At 64.6% G+C, this 21247-nt stretch carries 19 protein-coding genes; 9 read left to right on the top strand and 10 right to left on the bottom strand.

Annotated elements, in window-relative coordinates:
* Positions 1-39 precede the first annotated feature (39 nt).
* Positions 40-681: a TetR/AcrR family transcriptional regulator gene (locus tag G6N18_RS17935; RefSeq protein ID WP_085981140.1), complete on the top strand. Its 642-nt coding sequence runs from the start codon at positions 40-42 to the stop codon at positions 679-681.
* A 91-nt stretch (positions 682-772) separates the two neighbouring features.
* Here G6N18_RS17935 and G6N18_RS17940 read toward each other — a convergent pair whose 3' ends face one another.
* Positions 773-1414 (bottom strand): TetR/AcrR family transcriptional regulator, encoded by a 642-nt coding sequence (locus G6N18_RS17940; RefSeq protein ID WP_011895470.1) that lies wholly within the window; start codon positions 1412-1414, stop codon positions 773-775.
* 102 nt (positions 1415-1516) lie between these two features.
* Here G6N18_RS17940 and G6N18_RS17945 point away from each other — a divergent pair, with 102 nt between their 5' ends.
* Positions 1517-2386 carry a metal-dependent hydrolase gene (locus G6N18_RS17945; protein ID WP_011895469.1) on the top strand — a complete coding sequence of 290 codons (870 nt, stop codon included), beginning with the start codon at positions 1517-1519 and terminating at the stop codon, positions 2384-2386.
* A 179-nt stretch (positions 2387-2565) separates the two neighbouring features.
* Positions 2566-3114: a hypothetical protein gene (locus G6N18_RS17950; RefSeq protein ID WP_052537336.1), complete on the top strand. Its 549-nt coding sequence runs from the start codon at positions 2566-2568 to the stop codon at positions 3112-3114.
* A 31-nt stretch (positions 3115-3145) separates the two neighbouring features.
* Here the strand turns inward: G6N18_RS17950 and G6N18_RS17955 are convergent, their stop codons facing one another.
* Genes G6N18_RS17955 through G6N18_RS17965 form a run of 3 tightly spaced genes read right to left on the bottom strand, consistent with a single transcriptional unit; the run spans position 3146 to position 6344 of the window.
* Positions 3146-3721, bottom strand: coding sequence for a carboxymuconolactone decarboxylase family protein (locus G6N18_RS17955; protein ID WP_041800308.1), 576 nt, complete (start codon positions 3719-3721; stop codon positions 3146-3148).
* Between the two features lie 35 nt (positions 3722-3756).
* Positions 3757-4854: a zinc-dependent alcohol dehydrogenase gene (locus G6N18_RS17960; protein WP_043985022.1), complete on the bottom strand. Its 1098-nt coding sequence runs from the start codon at positions 4852-4854 to the stop codon at positions 3757-3759.
* On the bottom strand, positions 4851-6344 hold the full coding sequence (locus G6N18_RS17965; RefSeq protein WP_041800306.1) for an acetyl-CoA acetyltransferase: 1494 nt from the start codon (positions 6342-6344) through the stop codon (positions 4851-4853). Before G6N18_RS17965 ends, G6N18_RS17960 begins: the two co-directional genes overlap by 4 nt.
* 180 nt (positions 6345-6524) lie before the next feature.
* Here G6N18_RS17965 and G6N18_RS17970 point away from each other — a divergent pair, with 180 nt between their 5' ends.
* From G6N18_RS17970 to G6N18_RS17980, 3 genes are read left to right on the top strand one after another with little or no spacing between them, the layout of a single operon-like run.
* Positions 6525-7118 carry a TetR/AcrR family transcriptional regulator gene (locus tag G6N18_RS17970; RefSeq protein WP_011895464.1) on the top strand — a complete coding sequence of 198 codons (594 nt, stop codon included), beginning with the start codon at positions 6525-6527 and terminating at the stop codon, positions 7116-7118.
* Positions 7119-7166: 48 nt separating this feature from the next.
* On the top strand, positions 7167-7601 hold the full coding sequence (locus G6N18_RS17975; RefSeq protein WP_011895463.1) for a PaaI family thioesterase: 435 nt from the start codon (positions 7167-7169) through the stop codon (positions 7599-7601).
* A gap of 52 nt (positions 7602-7653) precedes the next feature.
* A complete protein-coding gene (locus G6N18_RS17980; protein ID WP_011895462.1) occupies positions 7654-8553 on the top strand; it encodes an alpha/beta fold hydrolase in 900 nt (299 codons plus the stop codon).
* A gap of 424 nt (positions 8554-8977) precedes the next feature.
* On the opposite strand, the gene G6N18_RS17985 is transcribed toward G6N18_RS17980, so the two are convergent.
* Positions 8978-9526: a TetR/AcrR family transcriptional regulator gene (locus G6N18_RS17985; protein ID WP_043985023.1), complete on the bottom strand. Its 549-nt coding sequence runs from the start codon at positions 9524-9526 to the stop codon at positions 8978-8980.
* Positions 9527-9787: 261 nt separating this feature from the next.
* Between G6N18_RS17985 and G6N18_RS17990 the strand changes: the two genes are divergently transcribed.
* Positions 9788-11089 (top strand): cytochrome P450, encoded by a 1302-nt coding sequence (locus tag G6N18_RS17990; RefSeq protein ID WP_052537337.1) that lies wholly within the window; start codon positions 9788-9790, stop codon positions 11087-11089.
* Positions 11090-11640: 551 nt separating this feature from the next.
* Here the strand turns inward: G6N18_RS17990 and G6N18_RS17995 are convergent.
* The 4 genes from G6N18_RS17995 to G6N18_RS18010 all read right to left on the bottom strand — a co-directional run bounded on the left by G6N18_RS17995 (position 11641) and on the right by G6N18_RS18010 (position 18160).
* Positions 11641-13197, bottom strand: coding sequence for an acyl-CoA synthetase (locus G6N18_RS17995; RefSeq protein WP_083000317.1), 1557 nt, complete (start codon positions 13195-13197; stop codon positions 11641-11643).
* Between the two features lie 127 nt (positions 13198-13324).
* A complete protein-coding gene (locus G6N18_RS18000; protein ID WP_043985026.1) occupies positions 13325-14479 on the bottom strand; it encodes an acyl-CoA dehydrogenase family protein in 1155 nt (384 codons plus the stop codon).
* Positions 14480-14537: 58 nt separating this feature from the next.
* Positions 14538-16553 (bottom strand): ATP-binding protein, encoded by a 2016-nt coding sequence (locus G6N18_RS18005; protein WP_011895456.1) that lies wholly within the window; start codon positions 16551-16553, stop codon positions 14538-14540.
* Positions 16554-16558: 5 nt separating this feature from the next.
* Positions 16559-18160, bottom strand: coding sequence for an acyl-CoA carboxylase subunit beta (locus tag G6N18_RS18010; RefSeq protein WP_043985027.1), 1602 nt, complete (start codon positions 18158-18160; stop codon positions 16559-16561).
* Between the two features lie 106 nt (positions 18161-18266).
* Here G6N18_RS18010 and G6N18_RS18015 point away from each other — a divergent pair, with 106 nt between their 5' ends.
* Entirely contained in the window at positions 18267-19466 is a 1200-nt protein-coding gene (locus G6N18_RS18015) for an acyl-CoA dehydrogenase family protein (RefSeq protein WP_370492758.1), read from the top strand.
* Positions 19467-19613: 147 nt separating this feature from the next.
* On the opposite strand, the gene G6N18_RS18020 is transcribed toward G6N18_RS18015, so the two are convergent.
* On the bottom strand, positions 19614-20288 hold the full coding sequence (locus G6N18_RS18020; RefSeq protein ID WP_011895453.1) for a TetR/AcrR family transcriptional regulator: 675 nt from the start codon (positions 20286-20288) through the stop codon (positions 19614-19616).
* A 108-nt stretch (positions 20289-20396) separates the two neighbouring features.
* Between G6N18_RS18020 and G6N18_RS18025 the strand changes: the two genes are divergently transcribed.
* Complete coding sequence (locus G6N18_RS18025) at positions 20397-21233, top strand: SDR family NAD(P)-dependent oxidoreductase (protein ID WP_011895452.1); 837 nt, start codon at positions 20397-20399, stop codon at positions 21231-21233.
* Positions 21234-21247: the final 14 nt, after the last annotated feature.

The following is a 21247-nucleotide window of genomic DNA, read 5'->3' on the forward strand; positions in this document are numbered from 1 at the left end:
AAAGTGTTGCGACCTACTGTGGTTTGCCAAGATGGACATGTGCGGACGCGGTCGAAGAGATGGGGCGGGCGTACCGGTGCTGAACGCCGGGCGGAGCGCCGTCAGCGCCTCATTGATGCCGCGACGGAAATCTGGAGTGAAAGCGGTTGGGCAGCAGTCACGATGAGAGGAGTGTGCGCCAAAACCGGCCTGAACGACCGTTACTTCTACGAAGACTTCAAGACCCGCGACGAGTTACTTGTCGCTGCATGGGACGGCGTGCGCAACGAGATGCTCGGTGAGGTTTCTGCGACGCTCGCAGAACGCATCGGGCAGCCGCCGATGGAGACCATCCGCGTGACCATCGCCGCGGTGGTCGACCGGATTGCAGAGGATCCGGGCAGGGCGAAGATTCTACTGGCTCAACACGTGGGCAGTTCCCCGCTTCAGGATCGGCGCGCTGTCGCACTGCAGGAGGCGACACACCTGGTGATCGCAGCCAGTGAGCCACACCTGAGGCCGGAAGCCGATGAAACCGCCCTTCGGATGGACACACTGGTGGCCGTTGGTGGCTTCGTCGAATTGATCACCGCATGGCATGCAGGTTTGCTTGACGTCATCCAGGGGGAGATCGTGGAGCACACGAGTCGGCTTGCCGAGACGCTCGCCGAACGTTATTTGGTCGACGACGCTGGCCTCTAATGTTGTACAGCGGCGTTCATGTGTTCAGTCCGGAATGAAGCAAGCGGAGGCACCTCGACATTCGCGAAGCGCGGCCGGGAGGCGCCAGAAGCTAACTCTGAGGTTTGGCTTTGGTCGTGGCCGACTCGACTGCGTTCTGCAGCAGCACATAGCTGCCGAGGCTGCCCAGGAAACCTGCGCAGTGCTGAACGAGTTCATCGGTGGTGAACTCGAGTTCTCCGTCGAGCCAGCGGCGCAAGACTTCGAATAACCCACCCACACCCAATGTCGAGGCCAAATGGGCAACGCCCACTGCGGAGTCGGCGATGTCAAGGTGAAGTCTGGCCTCACGCAATACGAGGTCGGTGAAACCGGTCATCATGTCGCTGCGTAACTCCCGAAGCAGCGGCTCCGTTGCAGATTCCACGAACAAGATCCGACCCAGTCGAGGATCATTGTTGATCATGCTGACCAGCCCGCGGATCGGCGCGTACGCGAGCACCTCGGGTGGGGCGCCGGCATCGGGGATCGCGTCAACTATCACCTCCTGGAAGGTTGCGTAGAGCTGCTGGTAGACAGCTCGCAAGAGGGCGTCTCTGTCAGGGAAATGCTGATAGAAGTAGCGTGACGTCACGCCGGACTCAGCGCATACGGCAGTCACCGTGGCGGCGGCAACGCCGTGCGTGCCGATCAACTCCATCGCGGCCTCGATGAGACGCGTGCGCCTGTTCCGGTGACGCTCCTCGGCGGACATCCCGCTGTACACCCGCACCGATCGCACAACGCATAGCTTGCCATCTAATTCTGACTAGGCGTAAAGTCAGATCATCAGTGCCCATGACAACAGGAGAACAACATGAGCGACGATTCGTCCACACGGCCCACCACGCGGGTCGTCCCGAAGCCCCGCCGTGTCCGATTCGACATGCCTGCTGAGACCAGTCGGCAGCACTTCGTCGATGGCGACTTGGTGATGAGCCACTTTGTGTCCACCTTGTCGGCCACGTTCCCCGAAGGCGAAGACTTCTTCATCCGGTCAGTCCGCGAGTACCGGGACCACATCAGCGACGCTGACCTGAAGGAGGCGGTCAAGGGATTCATCGCTCAAGAGGCCACCCACCGGCACCAGCATCGGCTGCTCAACGATCGCCTTCAAGCGATGGGCTATCCCACCGAGGGGATCGATCGGCATATCAAGAAGTTGGTTGGCCGACTCGAGAAGCGTTTTTCTCCCAAGATGCGCCTGGCTGTGACGGCAGCCCTCGAGCACTACACGGCGACATTCGCCGAGATCATTCTCACCAGCGACGAAGCTCAAGAACTGATCGGCTACACCGAGGTGCGGCCGATTCTGCTTTGGCACGCACTGGAGGAATGCGAGCACAAGGCCGTCGCTTTCGATGTCTACGAGACGGTCGGTGGAAGCGAACGCACCAGGGTCTGGGGAATGCGGATCGCCAGTCTCCTATTGTTCACCGAGTTGGTCATCCAGACCACCCGCTCTCTGGCCGGCGATCGTGCCGCCTACAACCCGGTGCGGTTGCTGCGCAGCCTTCGAGCCTTCCGTCATAACCCGCTGTTCAGCCGAGCAGCGATTGAGCGCTTCCGTTCCTACACCCACGCCGGGTTCCATCCCGACGACTGGGATAGCGCAGAAATCCTCGAACGTTGGACCAAGGAACTCTTCGACGCCGATGGCGGCCAACAGCTACGGAGTAACGTGTAGGTCGACAAGTACTTTTGTGGTGAAAGCCGCCATATGGAACGACCTCTTCACGAAGAAGTGCGTTGCGCCGTGGCCGCATCGCGCGTTCAGGCATTCCGCTGATGCGGGCGGAAGGGCCATTACCGCCGTCCCGTCAGCGTCCGAAGACGTCCCGGCAAATCTGCACACAAGTTGGCGCCGTGTCAGCGAGCGCGCATGTCTTCTACGAATTGCTGTCCGGAGTTGCGATGCCGTTCGCGTCGGTGATTGGTCCGGTGCCGGCAGCGACGGGTTGGGGCATGAGCACCGCAGTAGTACTTCGCATGGCGGAACGTGCCGATAAGCGTCACGAGGCTGTCCTCGGTGTTGTGAACGGCCTGTTCCTGACGACCGTGTTGGCTCACTTCATACACTGGCCGAAGCGCTGGAGATTTGGTGTGCCAAGCCTGTCCGAGTGCGAAGGACTATGCGGCCCAATCCTGGTGCCTTACAACGGTATTCTTTACATTTCGGGGCTCAGTGCTGTAGCCGGATTGCTGGAGAATGGTCGCCGAGGTGCGGTCCGTGGTGCGATCGTCCCGCTGCTGGGTGTTCCAGTTCTCCTTCGACTGCAGCGGATGGAATTCCGTCGGCTCAGTCTTCAGGCCCGGCGCAATCCTCGGTGGTGGAATCGCCGTCTGCAGATGCAACCGCCCGACCGTTCGACATCGTCAGATCCCGACCAACAGGTGCTAGGGGCAGAGTCATAGCACGGAGTCGACATGGCGAGCCGATCACCCTTCAGTCAACGGAGGGTCGAACTCCGTCAGGGGGCCATCCTTCGAGGCCGTCTTCTAGCGGCACGTGCAAGGACCGCAGCAGCGCTGAGAACAATCTCCAATTCCCGATCGCGGCGACGAGTTCGACGAGGACGGCCGGGTCCCCGTGCAACGCGCGCTGACACTCAGCCCAGGTTTCATCCGAGATGGTGCCGTCACGCAACGTCTCGTCTGTCGCCGCCAGTACCGCCCGCTCGGCTTCGCCGAAGTGGCCGGCGTTCTGCCAGTCGCGCACCCCGAGCAGGTCGCGTTCGGGCACATCGAGCAAGCGGGCAACCCTCCAGTGTTGCGTCCACTCATAGACCGAATCAGTGACCCAGCCGATTCGCATGATGATCAGCTCCCGTAGCCGCGCATCCAGCGCGCCTTTCCACAGCAACGCCTCCAGCATTCCATGCAATGCGACGGCTACAGGGGGCTGATGAAGCGCGATCCTGAAAACAGACAGTTCAGCCATGGCGTCCGGAATCCCGCATTGAGCGGCGCGCTCGCGGGCATCTGTCAGGGCAAGCATGTCAACCCGGCTTTGGCTGCTCACGGTGGATCCTTCCGGTTGGGCGCTAGTTGGCGCTGTCAGGCGATCGGCACAAAGACGTTGTGCAGAGCGGGGACCCGGTCCGGCTCGTTGCCGGCCAGAAGGTCGAGCAGCCCGGGCAGGCCGGCGAAACCGGTGATCTCGCGGTGCAATTCTTCGAAGGGCCAACGCCTAGAGACCAGCAGCTCGATGGCGCTCTGGTAGGCGGGGTAGTCGACCCCCAACGAACCGAAGATGCGTAGTTCCTTGAATACGAGCAGGTCTGGCTCGAAGCCCGGCGCTCCGCCGCCGCCGCGTGTGCCCGCGACCACCACGCGTCCGCCGGGCTGCGCGAGTGCGACGGCGTCCGCGAATGCGGCTGGCGCCTTCGCGGTGACGTCGACGACGACATCTGCGAGCCGGCCGGTCGCCATTTGCAGGGCCTGCGCCGGGTCGTCTTCGGTGACGTCGATGGTCAGGTCCACGCCGAACTGGTGGGCTGCGGCTAGCCGAGTTCGGTCGCGAGGGCCGACCCCGGTCATCGCGACGAATGCCGCTCCGGCCTCCTTGGCGGCTACGGCAGCACAAATCCCGCGGATCCCTGGTCCGAGGACCGCGACGACGTCGCCCGGGCTTGTCTCGGGCAACATGGCAGCCCATTTGATCCCTGCCCCAAGCGGATTGAACAACGTCGCGACGATCGGGTCGAGTCCGTCCGGGACCGGCAACGGCATGGAATCGAACGGCAGATGCAGGTGGGTTGCATAGCCTCCCCACAGGCCGGGCGGGATGTTCACGTCGACGAAGCCGAACATGGTGGCGAGGCCGTTGCTCGAGCACCTGCGATACTCGCCGCGGCCGCACGAGTCGCACTCCCGACACGATCGGAACACCTCGACGGCGACTCGCTGACCCACCGAGACGCCCCAACGCTCGCGCGCGGCGTCACCGATTCCCTCGATGACGCCGATGATCTCGTGTCCGGGGATGAAGGCGAACCCCGTCGGCAGGTGTCCGCTGAACTGCTCGTGGTCGGTTCCGCAGAGCCCGCACGCCTCGATCCGCAGGAGACCGGACTCGTCGTCGATGCGCGGCACCGGAAGATGCCGCCGTTCAAGGGTGCGCGGCTTGGTCAGCACGAGCGCGTCGGCGTTCACGACAGTTCGAATTCGACGTGTCCGTCCGCCTGCCGCACGGCGACTTGGTGTCCGACGCACATGTCTCGTGACATTGCCACCGCCACCTCGGCATCGTCACTGCGCGCCGCGACGCGGCGGCCGTCGGTCATGCGCGCGAAAATCGGCACCCAGGAGGGGCCTTGGTCACGGTCGTGCACGACGGTGTATCCATCTATGGTCGCCTCTCCGGATGCGTCGGCGGGAGAAGCGACCGGGAGGGAGGTGCCGTCGATCGCAGACTGCGCATCGGCCATGTCCGGAGTCTGCCATCCCGTTGGCGGTGGAGTCGCCGACCACAGACCCAGCGAGTGCTTTGTGATGTACCAGCCCAGTCCGGACACGAGCCCGACGGCGTCCGGGTCGCTCCTGCAGCGTCGCACCATCTCGACGATCGAATGGCTGACATAGTTGTTACCCGGCCCTCCGTGGTAGGGCAGTCCGCCGGTCACCGTGAACCCGCGGTCATCCGCCGGGTCGAGATCCAAGGCGTCGATCGCCGCCTCGACCGCGGAAGGAAAGCAAGAGTAGAAATCAAACCATCTAATGTCGTCGATGTGAAGTCCACTGGCCGCCAATACCGCCTTGCCGGCGGCCCTTATTCCGGCGGAACGACCCAGATCAGGCCGCTGAACCGGGAAATACACGTCGTTGCATGTGGCCGACGACCACGGGAAGACCCAACGATCACTGGGCACTCCGAGTTCCTCGGCGACTTCGGCGGCCATGATCACGAAAGCGGCAGCCATATCCACGGCGATGATGCTGTTGAGCAGCTTCGGGTACGGCTCGCACACCATCCGGTTAGCCGGGGAGACCGTGCTGAGCTCGTCTGCGCTACGGGCACGCGGAAACCAGGCCTGCTCGAGATGTCGGGACGCCTCAACCGTGAACGGAGCCATCAAGTCACCCAGCCAGCGGCGCTGTTCGTCGAATGTGCGGCCTGATCGGGCCGCGATCGCGGATTCGAAGATCGGGTACACCTCGTGCGGCCAATGTAACCCGGCGCCCACCTCGGCTTCGCTCAGTCCCGGGCGGGTGTCACCGAGTGACTCGTCCTGTGCTGCGATGGGTTTGGGCTCCAAAAGTGCGCTACCGGATGCGACTTTGCGTGCTGACGCGCCGCTTTCCGCTCCGACGATCAGAGCCGCGTCGCTGACGCCGCGCCAAATGCGGCGGCCGAGGACCTCGACCAGATACTGGGGGGTGTTGCCGCCGACCGGACAACTGATGCGATGATCCGGCGTCAGCCCAGTCGCTTCGGCAATCCTCGACGCGGGGTTGTCGCGTGGGATCATCAAGATTCCGGGCGTCGCCACGGTATCGATGCGATGCCCGATCGCGGCCGAAGCATCATGCAGCGCTCGACGCGCGGCCTCGGCGGCCAAATCGATGGGATCGACGGTGCCTTCACCGCGATGTGTGAGTTCACCGACGCCGACGACAACCGGAGTGCGTGGTGGGATGGCCAACGGTCAGATCACGCTCATCGTCGAGGTCTTCTATGCGACACGACTGCGATATTGTCACATCCGTTTCCATGCGACAACCGCGGGTGTTCGACAGAGCGAGTCCCTTGACAGGGCATACTCGTACCCGTGACGAAGAGATCGTTGCGGCGGGGCGACGCGACTCCTGGGCGAAACCGCGATATGGCGCGCGATCGCCTACTCGACGCCGCCGAAACGTGCCTGCAAGGCAAGGGGCTGTCGGGCACCACGATGGAGGATATCGCCAGGCATGCGGGCGTATCGCGCGCCACGGTCTATCGCTACTTCGCTAGTCGCGAATCCGTCGTATCCGGTGTCATCGTCCGCGCAGCGGAACGCTACCTGCACCGCACCAGCGGACGGATCTTGGCGCACACCGACTTGGGCTCTGCCATATTGGACTTCGTTGCAGTCACGGTGCGCGCGGCACGCCGCGAACCGATAATCGGCATGCTCTTCGCCAGCGACGATGAACTCGCCGGCGTGGGACTGGCCGAGGGAACGTCGGTGGCGCTGTTCGAACTCGTCGCCGAGTTTCTGCGACCCGTGTTCGCCGCACACTGGCATCAACTCGAAGCCGGCGTTTCGGTCGATGACGCCGCCGAATGGATTTTGCGCATCATCCTCAGCTTGCTCGCGGTTCGCGGCCCCCGGCACCGCAGCCCCGAAGGAATCGATGCTTTCTTGCGCCGATTCCTGCTTCCCGCGCTACTGGCCGACACTCACAGTTGCATTGCTGCGACAACTGCGGAGTAGTGTCTCAGCGATGGCATCGGTATCGCTGAACGAAACGAGGCGCTGACCATGGACTTCCCCCAGTTCAACAAGCAAATAGCCGAGGAGCTCCAGCACGCGGGGGGAACCTCGGGAGGGCTCGCCAAGTACTTGGACTTCCGCCACATCGAGTTCTCCGCCGGGAGACTGGTAGTGGAAATGGACGCCCGAGCCGATTTGTTGACTCCTTTCGGCACTCTGCATGGCGGATGCCTGTCAGCGATGGTCGACCACTGCTTGGGCGTGGTGTTCTATCCGGTGATCCCACCTGGGTCATGGGTGGCCACAACCGAATTCAAACTGAACCTCCTACGTCCGGTGTCCAGTGGAGTCTGCGTTGCGGTCGCCGACATCATCGCGCTGGGGAAGCGTAGCGGCGTCGCCAGGATCGACATCACCAATACGGGACGCCCGGTATGCGCCGCACAGGGAACAGTGACCGTCGTCGCCCAGAGCGCCTCGTGATCCGGTCGCGGAACGAGAACGCTGCCCAAGGCGACCATCGAGGACACAGCAAATGACCTCAACGTTCGAGCGCGTCCGCAACGAAGACGGAACCGCCCTTGCAGCCGATGTCTACCGACACGAATCCGCCCGCGCGGTCGTCATACTGCTGCACGGCGGTGGACAGAACCGCCATGCCTGGGCGACTACGGCGCGCCGCTTACACGCGCGCGGGTATACCGTCGTCGCTTACGACGCCCGCGGTCACGGCGACAGCGAGTGGGACCCCGATGGTCGATACGATCTCGACCGACTTGCATCCGACCTGCTGTCGATTCGCCGATATGCCAGCGATGGCCGCCCGCCAGCTGTCGTTGGCGCATCCTTGGGCGGCATGACGGTGTTGGGAACGCATTTGGTGGCGCCTGCCGATCTGTGGGGAGCCGTCGTACTGGTCGACATAACTCCGCGAATGGAGTTTCACGGAGCACGCCGCGTCGTGTCTTTCATGGGCGCCCATCCCGACGGATTCGATACGCTCGACGCGGCCGCGGACGTCATTGCCCAGTACAACCGGCATCGCGCTCGGCCCAAGAACTTGGACGGTCTCCGAAAGGTCTTGCAGCAGCGCGACGACGGTCGGTGGATCTGGCGATGGGATCCGGCGTTCATAGCTTCCAACTTCGAGTTCCTGCAGGGCGACCCAGCAACTGGTGCCAAAGAATTCGGCGCCATAAGCGACCTTCTCATCGAAGGGGCCCGCCGCGTGCGAGCACCAACGCTTCTCATTCGCGGCGTTCACTCCGACGTGACGTCGCAGCAGTCGGTCGAGGAGTTCCTCGAAGTCGTACCGCACGCCGAGGCTGTCGACGTTTCGGGCACGGGCCACATGGTTGCGGGCGACGACAACGACGCCTTCACTTCGGCAGTCGCAGATTTTCTCGACCGCACGCTGAACGACTCGTCGGACTGAGCGTCTTTCAGGGCCTTGCGATGGCCGCGGCCCGGCGACGTCAGGTTGTCAAGGCCTCACGAACCGCTTCCGTGAACGCATTCCTCGGGGGGGTTGCACATCCGCGGGTACGAAGGCCTCGATGCCAAACGAAAATACCGACAACGCCAGACCGAGCAACGGCCAGACCGACGAAGATGAGCTTCCACGTCCACACCTCCAGCGGGGCCCGGAGCACAAGACGCCGACCACGGAACTCGACGCTGCACACCCGGATCCCAACACCCCGCGGCTGTCATATCCGGCCGAAAGGCGAGGAGGTAGTTCCGGGATGAGTTCTATCAACGTCGCAACTGGCCGGGTTTTCAACCGTCGTCAACATCGACAATGAGATCGGCTTGGGGAGACGAAGGCGAAGGCCTTGCTGGGCTCAGTGGCACGCTCTTTACGCGCTCAAAGCTGGCCCGAGGAACCGCTCAATGATCTCACGTTCTGTGCCAGGAACGCTTGCCGGCCAGTGCCACAGCGCAAGCACTGCGCGTACGAACCACTGGGCGGCGGCCTCGTCGTGACGGTCTGAGCCGATCATGCTTGTCGCGATGCCGGTGACGATGGGCGAGGTCTCGATCCATCGCCGGTTCTTCGGATTGGATGACCGAAGCAGTTGTTGGACAATGTGTTCCGTGCGGAGGTGGTGTAGGGCCACGCTGACGGCGACGACGATCCGCTCATGCCCTGTCAAATCGCAGATTGCGTCGTCCACGGCGTTTACGATGCGCGACGACAGCCTCACCACGACCGCTTCGCAAATCGCGGCTTTCCCACCCGCGTGACGGTAGATCGTTGCCGGCGAACAGTGGACCGACGCGGCGAGTTCGTGGATGGAGAAATCATCGAAGCCTCGGCGTCCGATCAAACTCGCGGCCGCCTGGAGAATCCTTTCAGTCGCAGCGGCCGCTCTGGGCTGCTCGAGTAGCCAGTCGTTGCCTGTCACTTCCAAGGCCTTCCGATGTTCGACACCCCTGGTCGGCTTGGGAGAATTCTCGGAATGAGAATTAATAGACTCTCCCAATCGCAGTATTAGCATTTCACAGCTCTATAGTGATAATCCAGACCCGCCGAGGGCAGACGATTTCCTATCAACTGTTGCCGCACCATTGACGCGGTGGATCGCCGTTGGCCAGCCTTGATGCCATGACATACTGCGCAGCGCGCTCAGGCACCAACCGTCCGGCGACCTTAGCGGGGACTACCGATGAGTAGATGGCGCTCGGATAGCGCGGTGCGGCAAATCGGGGCACCGGTGGTGGCGGCTGTCGGAATGAACATTGCTGCGGCCGTACGGGTCCGGCGCCGTGGCTATGCAGGATGGACCGGTGCGGTAAACACCGATTACGATCCACTCGATCCAGCGACCGCGGCGCAGCCATTCGATGCCTATCGCGCGCTGCACGCCGGAGGGCGGGTGCACTACAACCCCAAACGTGCGACCTTCATTCTGAGCCGACACGAAGACATCCGAGCAGCCCTACGCGACACCGACGCCGTCACAAGTAGCCAGGGCGTCACCCGAATGAAGATCTCGGCACCGATCTTGGTGCTCACCGACGGCGATGACCACACCCGGCTTCGCAAACAGGTTCAACCCGGGTTCACCAGGGGAGCTATGAGCGACTGGCAGGGGATGGCAGACCAACTCGCCAAAGAACTCGTCGCCGACGTCGTCGCCAACCCCGGTTGCGACGTTATGGAGCGCCTCGCCGTGCCTTTGCCCATCCGAATGATCGCGCACATAATCGGGATTCCGCCCGAAGATGTCCAGAACTTCCGATCATGGTCCGAAGACGGTGTCGGCGTCATCAATGCCGGCGTGAGCCCCGCCGGGCTGCGGCAGGGGCTCAAGGGGGTTCGGGCGATTGCGGCACTGCGCCGGTACTTCAAGGATCAGTTGGCCTCGGGCAAGCTCAAGGGGTCAGATACCGTACTGGGTCGGCTCGTCGATAACAACGAGGACGGCAAGCTCTCCGACGACGAGCTCTTCTTCATCGCGATGCTCCTGTTATTCGCTGGGAATGAAACCACCACCAACCTCATCGGCGGGATGTTCGACACCCTTGCCCACGCCCCCGATCAGTTCGCCATGATCCGAGACGATCCCGACCTGATCCCCAGCGCTGTCGAGGAACAGCTGCGGTACTCGGCGCCCATCCAAAACCTGTACCGCTACACTCGCACCGACTACAGGGTCGGCGAGGTGACTATCCCGAGCGGGTCGCGGCTCTTGTTGGCATTCGGCGCGGCCAATCGCGACCCTGAGGTCTTCGAGGATCCCGATACCTACCGCGCTGACCGAAATCCGCGCAATCACATCGCATTCGGCTACGGCGTTCACATGTGCATCGGAGCAACCCTCAGTCGCATGGAGGGCCAGGCGGTGCTCCGCGAACTCACTTCCCAAGCCTCGGCCATCGCAGCGGCCGGTTCGGCCACCTGGTCAACCAACAGCTCACTTCGGGGCACCACTTATCTGCCGATTCGGCTGACACCCGCGCGGTGATGAACGAGGACTGTCCGAGAAACCGATGCGTGAATCAACGCGTAATCGGTGACGGTGGATCTCAGCTGGGTGCGCCACGCCAGAGCGTGGGCTTGGCCGCAGTCGACCGCGGTACTCCTCGCAGCGTAGTAACACCGGTAGTCTCGGACGGATGGGTGTGGTGACCGACGGCGATCCGGATGTCTCGGGCCTCGTGGTCCGAGTCCGATTCATGTTTCGACGCTGCCACCGGGCTCTACTGCGGGAAGGCTGATCGGGTGGAGTCGTCGGTCGCCGCCGTACGACACTGAAGCACCCCCCTTTCGCCGAAGCTCATGGGCGTCAGGGACGCTCAAGCACCTATCGCAAGGTGACAGGCGAGCGCATGGCAAGACCCACCCGCAACACATGCCGGATGTCGTGTTCCTCCCGGTTGTCTCGGCCGACAAGTCCCAACCCTGCGCCTCTAAACGTTAGCGACAAATAACATCTTCAGCTATTTGCAGCGGTGACCTTGGCTACTCGTCGCGACAACACTTCCCAAACCCGAGCTCCGCCTCCGGTGTCGTGCCTCAGCGCTGGACGACGCCGCCCTCGACACCGGTGAATCGCCTGCGCAGCTCGGTCTTGAGGAGCTTGCCGGTGGCGTTGCGGGGCAGCTCGGCAAGGAAGTGCACCTCGCGCGGGCACTTGAAATGCGCCAGCCGTTCGCGGCACCAGGCGATCAGTTCGTCGGCGCCGGGTACCTGTTCGGCGGCTGGGTCGGCCACCACCACGGCGACGACGCGCTCACCCCACTTGTCGTCCGGACCGCCGACGACCGCGGCGTCGAGCACACCGGGGTGACGGAACAGCACCTGCTCGACCTCGATGGGGTAGACATTTTCCCCGCCCGAGATGATCATGTCCTTCTTGCGGTCGACGAGCGTGATGTAGCCGTCGACGTCGATCCGGCCGAGATCGCCGGTGTGGAACCAGCCGCCCCGGAAGGCCTCGGCGGTGGTCGCCGGCTTCATCCAGTACCCGACGAACACGTTGGGTCCGCGCACCAGGAGCTCGCCGACGGTGTCGTCCGGGACGTCCCGGTCGTCGGCGTCGACGATTCGGGCATCGACGTGCATGGCGACCCGGCCGATCGACCCGGCCCGCGTGGTGATGTTGGCGGCGTCCAAGACCGAGACCATGGGGGCGGTCTCGGTCATCCCGAATCCCTCGGTGAAGGGGACTCCGCGTTGGTGCATGAAGTCGATGACAGTCAGCGGCATCGGTGCGCCGCCGCCCATGGCCAGACGCAGCGCGGAGAGGTCGTAGGAGTCGAAGTCGGGCACCTGGGTCAGCGCCGACCACATCGCCGGCACCATGAACTGGACGGTGGCCCGGCTCTCGGCCATCGCCTTGAGCGTGCCCACCGGGTCGAACGACGGCAGGATCACGCTGGTCCCGCCGACGTAGAGCAACGGCAACGTATGTACCCCGAGCCCGCCGATGTGGAACATCGGGGCGACTGCGACAGTCACGTCGCTGCCGGTCAGGCCTTGTTCGGCGCCCAGCACGTTGATGGCGTTCCACAGTAGGTTGTCGTGGGTGAGGATGGCGCCCTTCGGGCGGCCGGTGGTGCCCGAGGTGTACATGATGAACGCGGGGTCGCGGCCCTCGACGTCGCTGTCGAGTGGCGCGGGCGCACCGTCGGAGAGCAGGTCGGTGTAGGGGATCTCGCCGTCGGCCGGGGCGCCCCCGGCCCGGAGGGTGTGGCGGACCCGGACCCCAGGCTCGGTCAGCGCGCTGACCGCCGCCGCTGCTAGCGGCGCGTGGAACACGAACACGTCGGCGCCGGAGTCGGCGAGGATGTAGCCGATCTCCGGGCCGGCGAGCCGGACGTTGATCGGGATGGTGATGGCGCCGATCTTCGCGCAGCCGAGGAGGACCTCCAGGAACTCGACCGAGTTCACCAGCAGTATGGCCACCCGGTCCCCCTTACGGACACCGAGACGCAACAGGCTCGAGGCCACCTGGTTGGTGCGCCGATCGAAGTCGGAGTACGTGAAGCTGGTGTCACCTTGGACGAGCGCTGTGCGCTGCCCGTTGAGGAAGGCCCGTTTGGTGACCCACTGACCGATACCGCGATCCATGTTGATTTGCCTCCTCGGCAGTTTTGGTTGACAAATGCTCGTTAAGGCAGGACCCGGCCCCGGCGGGCGACCGATCACCACTGTCCGTCTTGGTAGACGGAAGCGGACAGGAACGGATGAAGGATGCTCAGTACGATCGTGGCAGGTTGAGGCTGTGCTGTGCCACGTAGTTGAGGATCATCTCTCGGCTGATCGGCGCGGTCCGCATCAGCCGTGCCGGGCCCCAGAGAGTGGCCAGCCCGTACTCGGTGGCCAACCCGTTGCCGCCGTGGGTCTGGATCGCCTGGTCGAGGGCGAGGATGCCCGCCTCGGCCGCAGCGTATTTGGCCATGTTCGACGCCTCCGCGGAACCGGGATCGCCGGCGTCGTGCAATGAGGCCGCCCGCTGGGTCATCAGCCGGGCCAGCTCCAGCTGGATTTTAGCGTGCGCAAGCGGGTGGGACAGGCCCTGGTGGGCTCCGATCGGCACGTCCCAGACCTTGCGCTCGCGCGCGTAGGCAGAGGCCTTGTCCAGCGCGTAGCGGCCGATGCCGTTTCCCAGGGCGGCGCCCATGATGCGTTCGGGGTTGAGGCCCATGAATACCTGACGCAAACCGTCGTTTTCCGCGCCGATCAGGTTCTCGGCCGGCACCCGCACGTCGTCGAAGAACAGCGTGAACTGCTTTTCAGGTGTCACCGCCTGCACCGGGATGAGGGTCTTGGTCAGCCCGGGCGCGTCGGTCGGGACCACGAGCAGGCTCAGCCGTCCGCGTCCGCGGTCGTCGGTCGCGGTGCGGGTGACGACCAGGATGGCCTCCGCCTCGTCGACGCCGGAAATGTAGTACTTGGTGCCGTTGAGTATCCAATCCCCGCCGACGCGCTTGGCGTAGGTGGAGATGTTGTGCGAGTTCGAGCCCGCATCCGGCTCGGTGATCGCGAACGCCATGATGACCTCGCCGCTGGCGATGCCCGGCAGCCAGCGTGCCTTGAGTTCGTCGCTGCCGAAAGCCTGGATGATCGTGCCGCAGATGGTGGGGGAGACCACCGTCATCAGCAGCGGGCAGCCGGCCGCGGCCAGTTCCTCACCGACGATCTGCATGTCGTAGATGCCGCCGCCACCGCCGCCGTACTCCTCGGCGATGTTGATCCCGAGGAACCCCTGTTCCCCGACGGCGTGCCAGAGTTCCGAACTCTTTTCCCCGCCGAGCGACTTGGCCACGTAGTAGTCGTGCCCGAAGTCCTTGGCGATCTCGGACACGGCCTTGCGCAGCGCTCGCCGCTCCTCGGTCTCGTGCAGTTCCATACCGCTCTCCTACTTCGATGTCACCGGCCACCGGGGCCGGTGACGGGTCCGATGGTGCTCAATCCTGATCTGCACCGGCGGCCGCTCCGACCACCGCGAGGGCATCGCCGGTGGACACTTGCTGACCCACCTCGACCGAAAGCTCGGCGACGATCCCGTCGATTGGGCTGACGATGGTGTGTTCCATCTTCATCGCCTCCACCACCACCAGCGCCTGCCCGGCCGTCACGACGTCGCCCGCGGCGACGGGCAGCCGGATCACCGAACCCGGCATAGGCGCCGTCAGCGAGCCCGCCGGCTTTAGCGCGCTCGGGTCCAGGAACCGTGGTACCTGCGTAAACGCAGTGGACCCGGCAGGGCTGTCGACATAGGCAATGTCGGCGTCGAGGACGACGTCGTAGCCGCGCCGCACCCCGCCGGTCTCCAGGACCACCCGGTCCGGCCGCTGCACGAGCACGCTGACGTCTTCGACGGGCTTGCCGTCGACTTCGACCTCGACGCCGTCGCGGAGCAGCGCATAGCCCACCCGACGCTCGCGGCCGTCGGCGGTCAGCCATCCGGTGGACTGCAGTTGGGACGGGTTGTTGCGCCACCCGGCAGGCAGCGTCGGCTGGACGGGGGCCGCCGCGCGGCGTCCCGCGACCTGGGCGAGTGTGGCCGCGATGGCGTGCAAGCCCTCCCCGTCGCGGTCGATGAGGGCTGCGCCGAGGTCGGCCACGTCGTGGCGGTCGAGGAACCCGGTGTCGGTGCCGCGTCCGGCGAACTCGTCGTGGCGCAGAACGCGAACCAGCAGATCCCGGTTGGTGGTGAGTCCGTGGATCCGGGCGCCGGCGAGCGCGGCGGACAGCGCGCCGAGCGCCTCGGCGCGGGTGGGCGCCCAGGCGATCACCTTGGCCAGCATGGCGTCATAGTGGTGGCTGACCACCGAGCCGTCGCGCACGCCGGAGTCCACCCGGACCCCGACGTGGTCGGGGATCTGCATCGTGCGCAGCGTTCCGGTCTGCGGCAGGTAGCCCTTCGTGGGGTCCTCGGCGTAGAGCCGGGCCTCGACCGCGTGGCCGGTGATCCGCGGCTTGCTCACCTCGGCAGGCAGTGGCCGACCCATCGCCACCAGCAACTGCAGGCGCACGAGGTCGAGCCCGGTGACGAGTTCGGTGACCGGGTGCTCGACCTGCAGCCGGGTGTTCATCTCCAGGAAGGCGAACGTCCCGTCGTCATCGCCGCCGTTCGCGTCGAGGACGAACTCGACCGTTCCGGCCCCGACGTAACCCACGGCCTGTGCCGCCGCGACCGCCGCCGCGCCCATCCGGGCGCGCAGGTCGTCGTCGACGACGGGCGAGGGCGCCTCCTCGATGACCTTTTGGTGGCGGCGCTGCACCGAGCACTCCCGCTCGAACAGCGAGACAACCGTGCCGTGCATGTCGGCCAACAGCTGGATCTCAACGTGGCGGGGACGCTGCACGTACCGCTCGAGGAACACCGTGCCGTCCGAGAACGCCGACATCGCCTCGCGCGAGGCCGAGGCCACGGCTCCGTCGAGGTCGTCGGCCGACTCGACAACCCGCATGCCGCGCCCGCCGCCACCCGCGCTCGCCTTGACCAGCAGCGGGTAGCCGATCTCGGCGCCGAGCTTGCGCAGCTTGTCGGGGTCCAGGCCGGTCGCGTCGCCGCCCGGGAGAACCGGCACGCCCGCATCGGCCATCATCGCCTTGGCCGTCAGCTTGGAACCCATCGCGTCGATGGCATCCGGCGGCGGGCCGACGAACACGAGCCCGGCGTCGGCGCAGGCCCGCGCGAAGCCGGCGTTCTCCGACATGAAGCCGTAGCCGGGATGCACGGCGTCGGCGCCGGTGAGGAGGGCGGCGGCGATCACCCGGTCACCGTCGAGGTAGGTCTCCGCCGGCGAGGAACCCGGTAGCCGGACGGCCTCGTCGGCATCGTCCACGTGCCAGGCGTCGGCGTCGGCGTCGGAGTACACGGCGACGGTCGCGATGCCGAGTTCGCGACAGGTGCGAAACACGCGTCGGGCGATCTCTCCCCGGTTGGCCACCAGCAGCTTCTTGATCACGGGCATCGCCATCACATCCGGAACACGCCGTAGCCACGCTGGCCACGGATCTCGCTGTTGTGGACCACGGAAAGGCAGAACCCGAGAACGGTACGGGTGTCGCGCGGGTCGATGATCCCGTCGTCGTAGAGCCTGCCGCTGTTGGCCAGCGCCAACGACTCACGCTCGATCTGGCCCTCGACGGCAGCGCGCATCTGGGCGTCGGCCTCCTCGTCGAACGGGAGCCCCCGGTCGGCGGCCGACTCGCGGGCCACGATCGACAGCACGCCCGCGAGCTGGGCCGGGCCCATGACGGCCGAACGCGAGTTGGGCCAGGTGAACAGGAAGCGGGGAGAGTAGGACCGCCCGCACATCCCGTAATTGCCCGCACCGTAGGACGCGCCCATCACGATCGTCAGGTGTGGGACAGCGCTGTTGGAGACGGCGTTGATCATCTTCGCGCCGTCCTTGATGATGCCACCCTGCTCGTACTCCGCGCCGACCATGTAGCCGGTGGTGTTCTGCAGAAACACCAGTGGCGTGTCGATCTGGTTCGCCAGCTGAATAAACTGGGCGGCCTTCTCCGCCTCCTCGCTGAACAGGATTCCGCGCGCGTTGGCAAGGATCCCTACCGGGTATCCGTGGATCGAGGCCCAACCGGTGACCAGCGAGGTGCCGTATAGCGGCTTGAACTCGTCGAAGGCGGACCCGTCCACGATTCGGGCGATGACATCACGTGGGTCGAAGGGAACCTTCGGGTCCACCGAAGCGATCCCGAGGAGTTGGTCGGGGTCTCGCAGCGGGGGGGTCGGTGGCTGTGTCGGGCCGGGCCCGAGCTTGCGCCAGTTCAGTCTGGCCATGATGCGCCGCCCGATCCGGATGGCGTCCTGCTCGTCCTCGGCCATGTAGTCGGCCAGCCCGGAGGTGCGGGCGTGCATGTCGGCGCCGCCGAGCGACTCGTCGTCGGACACTTCGCCGGTCGCCATCTTCACCAGCGGCGGACCACCGAGGAAGACCTTGGACCGGTTGCGGACCATCACCACGTAATCACACATGCCGGGGATGTACGCGCCGCCTGCCGTCGAGTTACCGAATACCAGCGCCAGTGTCGGCAGGCCCTGCGCGCTGTGCTGGGTGAGGTCGTTGAATAGCTGGCCCCCGGGCACGAAGATCTCGGCCTGCGTGGGCAGGTCCGCCCCGCCCGACTCGACGACGTTGATGATGGGCAGCCGGTTCTCGCGGGCGACTGCCATGCCCCGGAACACTTTTCGGAAGGTGTAGGGGTTCGAGGCTCCGCCGCGCACGGTCGGGTCGTGCGCGATGATCATCGACTCGACGCCTTCGACGATGCCGATGCCGACCACAACGCTGCCGCCCACCGGAAACTTCGTGCCCCACGCCGCGAACGGACAGAGTTCCAGGAAGGCCGTGTCGGGGTCGATGAGCAGCTCGACGCGCTCCCGAGCCAGCATCTTGCCGCGGCTACGGTGCCGGGCGACGTACTTCTCGCCGCCGCCACCGTTGGCCAGCGCCAGCTGTTCGGCGAGCGCATGGAGCTGCGCGATGAGTCCCTCGCGATTCTCGAGGTATACCGGCGCGCGGGTGTCGACCCGGTCGGGCAGGACGTCAATCAACTTTCCTCCAGGTGACATCAACGTCGATCTCCTGACACGCTACGTTATCGGTCATTAACATTCGACGACAATGGGGTCGACGTGGCAATCGTGCCGTCCCCGAGTGATCACAGCAGGAGCAACTCACATGAAACAGCCGGATCAGCGGGAAGCGGAGGCGGCCGCAGCCGACCCGTGGATGACGCCCGAGCGCATCTCGTTGCGCAACCTCGCGATGTCGTTCACCCAGAAGGAGATCGTTCCTCACCTGCAAGACTGGGAGGACGCCGGAGAGCTCCCTAGAGAACTCCACCGCCGCGCAGCCGCAGCGGGGTTGCTGGGCATCGGGTTCGCCGAAGAGATCGGTGGCTCCGGCGGTGACCTGCGCGACCTGGTGCTGCTCACCGAGGCCGTGATGGAGGCCGGCGGCTCGTCGGGCTTACTGGCCAGCCTACTTACGCATCACATCGCAGTGCCCCATATGGCCGCGCAGGGCGATCCCGAGCAGATCCGCAGCTTCGTGGCGCCGACCCTGGCCGGGGAGAAGATCGGCAGCCTTGGCATCACCGAACCCGACACCGGTTCTGACGTCGCCGGCATCCGCACTACCGCACGGCGCGACGGCGACCACTACGTGGTCAACGGTGCGAAGCTGTTCATCACCTCGGGTGTCCGCGCCGATTTCGTGACCACCGCCGTGCGTACCGGCGGCCCGGGCCCGTCGGGGATTTCTCTGCTCGTGGTGGAGCGTGGCGCCACGGGTTTCTTGGTCTCGCGGGCACTGAAGAAGATGGGCTGGCTGTGCTCCGATACCGCCGAACTCGGATTCACCGACGTGCGCGTGCCGGTGGTCAATCTGGTTGGCCCCGAAGGCAGCGGATTCCTGCAGATCATGCAACAGTTCCAGGTCGAACGTGCTTTCATCGCCGTCCAGTGCTACGCCACGGCCCAGCGCTGCCTCGACCTGACGCTGGATTGGGTGAAGAAGCGCGAAACCTTCGGTCGACCGCTATCCACCCGACAGGTGGTGCGGCACAAGATCGTCGATATCGCGACGGCCGTCGACGTCGCCCGTACGTACACCCGTGCCGCTGTGGACCGCATCGTCGCCGGAGACACCGACGTGCGGATGGTCTCGATGGCCAAGAACCAAGCCGTAGAGGCCTGCGCGCTCGCCGTTGACACGGCCGTCCAACTATACGGTGGCATGGGCTACCTACGCGAGACCGAGGTCGAAAGGCACTATCGCGATTCGCGCATCCTGGGTATCGGGGGCGGCACCACCGAAATCATGAAGGAGATCATCGCCAAGCAGATTGGCCTCTGAGTGAAGCCGCCATTCGACAGCAGGAGCGTCGGCTTGGCAGGTCGACGAGACGGACCTTCCACCGTTTCTAAGGTAAGTCAACGGTGTGTCACGACCCCTGCGGCCAATGCAGCCTCCGCCACCGGGAAATTGCATCCGGAGTACCAGCTAGCCAAACTTATCAACCACGTAGCGGCGAGCCAGCGTCTCAGCAAGTCTACTCGTATGTTCGACGATGTCGACCTGACTTACATCGACCAGTAGTCCTGCGTGCCAAGCGCTGATCAGTTCGACGAAGCCGCCGACCGCTACAAACGTGTCCATACGCAGAGCCATTTCGTCTGCGTCAGGCTTCAGATGCGGCTTGCTGGCGGCCATGACGAGCTGGGTTGCTTCCTGCAAGGCCACCGCTCGGCGATCTTGCAATGTTGAACTGCCGACGTGCTGTGTCAGCAGGATCTGTGCTCGCCCGGCATCCTGCGCGATGCGGAGAACAACGATCGAGATTGCGGCGCGAATGGTTTCGATCGGTGGTTGACCGACGCGTTCGGCAAATGTTGCCGAAACCTCGCCGAGCATCTCGTCCCGCACGTTGTCCCACGCTGCTACGAGCAACTCATCGCGCGTCTTGAACTCCTCGTAGAAATATCGGTCGTTCAGCGCGGCTCTGGAGCAGACCCCACGCATTGTCACGGCAGCCCATCCGCTTTCCGTCCAGATCTCCGTCGCCGCGTTCACTAGGCGCCGCCGCCGGTCAGCCCGTCGTTCGGCGCCAGTACGCCCGCCCCACCTTGCTGCCTTTGTCCGCACGAATACATCTTGACAAAGGCAGGAGCGCCGCATCAAACTGGTGGCAGGCGACCACAATTGTGTTCGCCGCCACCAGATGGCTGCAGGCCGGCTTGTCTCACAGGTCAGGCGTCGCCGTAATCTGCAAAGGATTCAGTAGTGATGGATATCTTGAGGTGGGACAGACCGCCTCGCCTGAGCCGCCGCGCCAACGCGGTCGTAACGGGAGCGGGCAGCGGAATTGGCCGTGCCTTCGCGGTGGAGCTCGCCCGTAGAGGTGGACGAGTGGTGTGTGCCGACATCGACCCGGTGCGTGCCAAGGAGACGGTCGGGCTCGTCGTCCAAGCCGGCGGCGAGGGGCTCGACATCGCATGCGATGTCACGGACGAAGAGCAGGTCCGCGAACTCGCCGACAGCGCCGAGAAGTGGTTCGGCGCGGCAGCCAGCCTGGTGATCAACAACGCGGGCATCGGAATCGGTGGCAATGTCATCGGCGCGACGCCCAAGCGGGACTGGGAAGCGACACTTTCAGTCAACTTGTGGGGAGTGATTTACGGCTGCGAGATCTTCGTACCGCGACTTCGTGCGAAGGGCAGCGGGGGAATTATCAACGTCGCATCGGCTGCAAGTTTTGGAGCAGCGCCCCGGATGGGTGCCTATAACGTCAGCAAGGCCGGCGTGCTCTCGCTATCCGAGACTTTGGCGGCCGAGCTGAGTGGTACTGGTGTGGCGGTGACTGTACTGTGCCCGACATTTGTCAAGACCAACATCGTCGATAACCCTGGTATTGAGGAGTCGGCCGCCAAGCTGGCAACGAATTTGATGAAGTGGACCGGCGTGTCGGCGGAATCGGTGGCGCGCAAAACGTTGGACGCGAACGATCGCGGTCAGTTGCACGTCCTACCCCAAGTCGACGCGAAGATTCTCTGGTTATTTAAGCGGGCAGTGCCTGCCACGTATACCCGTGCGCTCGGTTTGGTTGAGCGAATCGCGCGCTAAGTCATTCCAGACAA

This window comes from Mycolicibacterium celeriflavum (genome assembly GCF_010731795.1).
In the GTDB taxonomy this organism is placed as follows: Bacteria; Actinomycetota; Actinomycetes; order Mycobacteriales; family Mycobacteriaceae; genus Mycobacterium; species Mycobacterium celeriflavum.